This window comes from Candidatus Nanoarchaeia archaeon, assembly GCA_035290625.1.
GTDB lineage: Archaea > Nanobdellota > Nanobdellia > Woesearchaeales > DATDTY01 > DATDTY01.
In genome coordinates this window covers 48,801-55,221 of sequence record DATDTY010000043.1, presented here as the reverse complement: position 1 = coordinate 55,221, position 6,421 = coordinate 48,801, and the positions used below count along the sequence as shown (strand labels likewise).

4 protein-coding genes are annotated in these 6,421 nt (G+C 44.5%); 3 read left to right on the top strand and 1 reads right to left on the bottom strand.

Going from position 1 to position 6,421, the window contains the following annotated elements; all coding sequences use genetic code 11:
• Positions 1–193 precede the first annotated feature (193 nt).
• Together VJB08_04015 and VJB08_04010 are read left to right on the top strand one after the other, a co-directional pair.
• Positions 194–3,235 carry a hypothetical protein gene (locus VJB08_04015; protein ID HLD43124.1) on the top strand — a complete coding sequence of 1,014 codons (3,042 nt, stop codon included), beginning with the start codon at positions 194–196 and terminating at the stop codon, positions 3,233–3,235.
• Between the two features lie 66 nt (positions 3,236–3,301).
• Positions 3,302–4,468, top strand: a complete 1,167-nt coding sequence (locus VJB08_04010) for a hypothetical protein (protein HLD43123.1) — start codon at positions 3,302–3,304, stop codon at positions 4,466–4,468.
• A 10-nt stretch (positions 4,469–4,478) separates the two neighbouring features.
• Here VJB08_04010 and ahcY read toward each other — a convergent pair whose 3' ends face one another.
• Positions 4,479–5,744, bottom strand: a complete 1,266-nt coding sequence (gene ahcY / locus VJB08_04005) for an adenosylhomocysteinase (protein ID HLD43122.1) — start codon at positions 5,742–5,744, stop codon at positions 4,479–4,481.
• A 229-nt stretch (positions 5,745–5,973) separates the two neighbouring features.
• On the opposite strand from ahcY, the gene VJB08_04000 reads away from it, so the two are divergent.
• Positions 5,974–6,405, top strand: a complete 432-nt coding sequence (locus tag VJB08_04000) for an Lrp/AsnC family transcriptional regulator (GenBank protein HLD43121.1) — start codon at positions 5,974–5,976, stop codon at positions 6,403–6,405.
• The last annotated feature ends 16 nt before the right edge of the window (positions 6,406–6,421 follow it).

Genomic DNA, 6,421 nt, shown 5'->3' with positions numbered 1-6,421 from the left:
GGTTGTTGAAAATTTGGTTGAGGGAGAAGCAATTCATTGAGTTAAGTGTTAAGTGAGGGAACGATTTTGAAAAAAAGGGTGATCAAAGGAGGTTGTGTATGAGATTCTCCTCTACTCTTCCTAGAGCGTATTCTGCGTATTCAGTTCTTTCTGATCAAGCATCCAAAAAAGATCAAAAAAAGGAGGTTCTAAAATGAGGTTTAACAAAGCGTTCTTGATGGTACTATTATTGACGATGGTTGCAAGCATGGCAGCTGTTTCTGTGTTTGCGAACGAAGAGGCAAATTTCACACTCACTAATGTCAGGAAGGTAAATCCTGGAAAAGACACTTCAAATGTTAATAGGGTGGCAGGCATATGGTACCTCAACAACGCAACCTATATATTTAATTTCACCATAGGCAATGAAAATCGTACACAGAATGTTACAAATGTCACAATCATTATGCCAAATGGGTTTACCTACGTAGATGGTTCAAACAACACCGATGCAGGCATTGTTATAAACTTTACAATAACTGAAACTGAAAGTGGTAATGCATCAAAGCGCGTTCTTCAATGGGTAAATGCGACTACAACAGATTCACACGTTATACCATCCAACGCTTCCAGATGGTTTGCTTTCAATGCAACCCTCGCATTGCCTAACTCCAGCGATGCTACAGATGTTAACGCTTCTGTAATCCTAAAAATAAGTGGTCCGGGTGAACTGGGTGACTTGGAACATTCTATCAATAGTTCCACCATAGCAACCAACACCACCAACTTTACAATAGATAACTCTTATCCTACTTTAGCATTAGCGCAAACATCCACCTCTGATGCTTTTGCGCATATATTTACATCAACCGCAAGAACAATAAATGTGACGTTTAGCGAAGCAATAGTTAACGGAACATTCCTGAATAACTCTATTTATATCGTATTTGACGGAGCAGAACACAATCCTGTAACTATAATAGGGGTTGGCCAAAATTCATCTAAGCTTTCACTCAATTTCACTGCCGATCAAGTATTCCCTGCCAATGCAACTCCAGTTGTTGCGATTAACATTAGTAGTCTAAGCGCACTAAACATCACAGACCTTGCTGGAAACCAGCTTAATCCACTCCAAGTGCGGAACGACTCGCTGAATGCAACAGCACCTGACCGCATCCGGCCAAACATGCTAATCACAGGGCTCACCTATGACGCAAACACCACCTCAAGAAACCTTACCCTTACATTTAACGAGCCAGTGACACTCCTCAACTGTTCAGGTATAGTCTTGCTGGATAATGTGACTACAGGAAACACCCTCACCCTTAATCAGGCAAATTGTACGACAACACAAGACAAATCCGCCTCAAACCAATCAGTTATAAGTCTGTCGCAGGAATACGCAGCAATAATCAATGGTTGGAAGACAACAGGCCTAAATATATCAGTGAACAAGACAACCTACAACGATTCCAGTAACAACGCAGTATATGACATTATAGCAGATAACGACACAATTGTTACCATGACAATGGACACAACAATCCCCACGCTCCTTAACACAACCTATAACCATCAGACCAGGAACTTAACATTCGTATTCAGTGAGATTGTAGACCTTCGATCTCTTGATCTAAACTCCTCAACTGTTCTTTTGAGCAATAAGCAGAATATCACGGCAGAAGGAAACAATTCAGCAGGAGGTGTCACTCTCGCCCTTAATGGGACCGGAGATAATGCCGCTATAGTAAGCTTAACAAATGATACTGTTGCAGGACGATCAACTTTAATTATAGCACTTCCTGATGTGAAGGTCTACAACATTTCAACCTGGAGAACAGACACTATCTATTTATCTGCATCAAATGACACAATAAGGGACATGAATGGAAACGGCCTGCAGAACATCTCTAATCTGTCTGGATCCTCAAATATCAGCAAGGCCTTAGGAACCTACACAAACGACTCCCTGTCTCCTTGGATCATTTCAATCGACATAAACGAAACATGGGACAACCTATTTGTAAAAGTTGGGAATTACTCACTGAACTTTACATTTAGCGAGTATATGAACACAAGTGTAATCCCTACCTTTAACTTTACAACAAACTCAAGCGGAAACCTAACAGTCCATACTCTTAGCTGGTTGAATTATACGGTCTTGACAGCTAGATTCCTTGTCCTCGATTCATCAGGAGACGGAACCGCACCCCTAAAATTCGGTGTTGCAAATGACGGAAATATGCTTGCCATGACAGAGAACAACACAGAAAACATCACAATCGACACAGCACCCCCAAGCTTGATAATGGCGTGGCACAACGACACAGGCCATGATTACAATGTATCAACAGGAGAGCCAGGAAGCCTGTCTGAAGATACTGGCAGAGACTATCTCGTTTTGAAGTTCAATGAGAATGTAACCATGGGGCCAGTCTCTACAGGGTACCGCCAGAATACTTCAAACAGTACGAGTATCTTATACTATGCAAACGGAACAAGTTCAACTGAAGTTTTCCTTGCGAACTTTACTGGCAACTCCTATGTGATGCAGGGAGATCTCCACAAGATAAGGGTACAACTAAACCTCAGTGCAAGATTCGATGTTCGAGGTCCATACAATACCACAGGCAAAACATCGGGAATCATCCCTCAAAATGGGACTACAGGAATCACAGATCTTGCAGGAAACCCGCTTGTCAACCATACTGGAATTGTAGATGTCTATGACACTGTGATTGAAATAACTTCTGCAAATGCATGGACTGGATTCAGCATTCCTTACGCAATCAATACAACACGGCTTTCAAACGCTCTATCAGGAACAACAAACACGATTTACACCTACAACGGATCAAGAACCTCGGATACATTCATAACAGCGACAGCATCTCAATTAGTCCCAAGAAGAGGATACCTAATCCGGGTAAACCAGAGCGTTGACATACCTATCCAATCAACTGAGCAACCTGGCGCAGATAGCGTCCCGACGAGCATTACTGTAGGAAGCGGATGGATACTGCTTGGTGTTGATGGCTACCTCGACAACAATGCCCAGACAAACCTCGAAGCCGATGGAAACTGGCTTGACTCTGTGACTGATGCAACAACCTTGTACGATACTGCAGATTTGACAACAGAGGCAAGCTCAACAGCCGCAACCACCGATAGCATCCGTCCATATCGTGCATACTGGGTATGGCTTAGTACCAGCGCAACAGGAATCCATGACTTTTCAGGCATGGGGGCGCAGTAAAGCAAACTTTTTATTTTATTTTATTTTAACTTTCTTTACTACCATGGGGGCAAAACCAACTTGAAGATGAGAAACAAGCTACCTTTCTGTTTAACAAGTTTAATATTCATTGCAACAATACTACTAGCATTTCCTTTCGTACATGCGCAAATTCCTAGCCTAAACGACCCTCACATATTCTACGGAGACCTTACCGGAGCGTCTGCAGGAGTGACAATAATAGCAACGCTTAATGGCGCAACAGCAGGCTCGCTCACAACAACAGCAGCAGGCCAGTATGGCTGCGCAAATGGAGCAGAATGCCATCAGCTGATAGTCTATCAATCAGGCGCAACCGCAGGCAATACAATAACCTTCTCAGCAGGCTCAGGAAGTAGCTTATCCCCTAGTTCCTATCCCTATCAGCCAGGAAACACAACCCGGCTTAATATCAACTATTCAACAACCGCAGCTGCAACTTCAAGCACAGGTGGCGGAGGTGGCGGAGGAGGTGGCGGGGCAGGAGCAACAGGAGCCACAACACCAGTAACCGATTCAGCAACCATAAGTAGAATCACAGCAACCATCCCTCCAGACTGGACAAATGTCCGCATTGACCAGGTTGGTGAAACAGCTACTGTGACAACAACGCCAGCAGCTGCAGCAGTTGAAAGCGCGCTGCAGAAAGTTACCAGCCCAGAAGCCATTGCAGCCTTACAATCCGTCCTTAACCAATTGCAGTCCAAAGAAGCAGTAGGAGTCACTGTTACAAAGACATTGGCAGTCTTCAAGGTTCAGAATAAGGAAACAGGCGAAGAGCTCTACAGAAGCCAGATTATAGTGGTATTTACAGCCCCCGAAGATATGAAAGATGTCAAGGTCATTGAGGTTATCTTAAAAGATGTGGCAGCATCATCAGATGACTTGATTTTCCCAGGAATAAAGCCCAGAATTCTTCAGAAGGATCCTGTCCTTGAATTTGCTGTAGATGTCCTTAAGAAAGGCCAAACAGCAACCTTTGATTATATTGTAAAGAAGCAGTTGACTGAAATAACCTCCTCAACTGTTGCTGCTGGAGTGGCAGTGGAAGCTCCAGAAGCCCAGCCAGAGGTAGCTCTTCCAGAAATCAAGAAAGAGGAAGCTCCACCAACTCCTCCAGGAAAGCTGCAACCGTCAGTTCTCATAGGGATAATCATCATCTTGGCAATCGTGATTGTCGGGCTGCTGGCTTACAAGAAAAAGAGAAAAAAGTAACTCAATAACCTCAAGTCCCTTCCTGCCAACTTGATAAATACACTTTCTGCTCTTCTGTAAGCTGATCAAACGAAACGCCTAATGCAGAAAGCTGAAGTTCTGCAATCGTGGTATCAATCTCGTCAGGCAGCTTGATAACCTTGGCAGCAAGTTTTCCCTTGTTCTTTGCCGCATATTCAGCTGCAAGCGCTTGTCCACAGAAGCTCTGCGCCATAACAACAGAAGGATGGCCCTCGGCAGCTGCCAGATTGCATAACCTCCCTTCTCCAATAAGATACAGATTCTTTCCGTTTTTCAGCGTATATCTGTCCAATTGGGGCCGTATCCTCTCTTTTCCTTTAGAGATCCCCTCCAGCCCCTTTACATCAATCTCAAGGTCAAAATGGCCTGAATTTGCAAGTATGGCCCCGTCCTTCATAGCTTCGATATGCTCAGCTCGTATGATGTGCTTATTCCCGGTGACTGTTACAAAGACCTCTCCCTCTTTTGCAGCCTCAGCGATAGGCATTACCCTGCACCCATCATGGACTGCCTGCAACGCCCTGACAGCATCCACCTCAACAACAATAACATTGGCGCCCATGCCCTGGGCCCTTCTTGCAACCCCCTTGCCGCAAGGGCCGTATCCTGCCACAACAAAAGTCCTGCCCGCTATCAATATGCTTGTTGCCCGAAGAATGCCATCAATTGTTGATTGTCCGGTTCCCAAAAAATTATCAAAAAGATGTTTTGTCTTAAGATCATTCACAGCCAGCATGGGATATTTCAATATACCTCCCTTCTCCATCGCCTTCAGCCGTATGATCCCTGTCGTGGTCTCCTCAGCTCCTGCAACAATCTCTTTAACCAATTCAGGATACTTTGTATGGATCTCAGTAACAAGGTCGCAACCGTCATCCAATGTATAATTTGGCTTGGTCTTGATCACCTGAGTAAGATATCTGTAGTAATCCTCTTTTGTCTCTCCCTTGTATGCCCAGATCTTCACACCCTCTTTTGCCAATGCCGCAGCAACATCATCCTGAGTTGACAAAGGATTGCATGCGCACAAAGCAACATCAGCTCCTCCAGCCAGCAAAGTCCGCACAAGCACAGCAGTCTCTTTTGTTGGGTGCAATGCCATCCCAATCCTCATCCCGGATAATGGCTTCTCCCTCTGGAACCTCTCCTTCACCCTCATCAAGGCGCCCATCTGGGACTCCGCCCATTCGATGTTCTTCCTGCCCTGCTCCGCCAATTGCAAATCCTTGACCTCAAAATTCTTGCCTGAATCCATGGAATCACCCCAAGCTCAGGCAATGAATGGATATTAATATACTTTAAGCAGGAAAATATAGACAATGTCCAATAAATCACTATAAAAATAGACAAAAAACAAAAGATTTAAATACTTATTGAACGATAAAAGCAACAAACGCCGCACAAAGGAGGGCTCCTTGAAGCGACCCCCAACAAGCTTTCACGGCGTTTGAGAATGTCTTCTCATTCAAGGAGCCTTTTTTATTATGCATCCCCCCTCCCCAGATGACAAAGACCACAGGATTATTGAGATTCTCCGAGGTAATAGCAGAGCTTCGATCCGCGACATCGCATCTCAGACTCATATCCGGCCATCCACAGTTCACCAGCGCCTCCAGCGGCTGATCAAGGAAAAGGTGATTGAGCAATTCACGCTCAAGCTCAATAATGCGCAGGTTGGAGAAGGCTTTATCGCTTTTGTTCTTATTGCTGCTTCAAAACACCTCCCAAATGCCTTCCTCCAGAGAAAAGAGATTAAGGAGGTATTTGGTGTCACCGGAGAATATGACCTGCTCTTGAAGGTCAAGTTCAAAAATGTTGAAAGCTTCAACGACTTTATAATCTCCTTCAGAAACCAGCCAGGCATTACCAAGACATTGACGATGATAGCAACCACCAATATCAAAGAGCAGCTCTAAATCTCCTAGAGCGCCG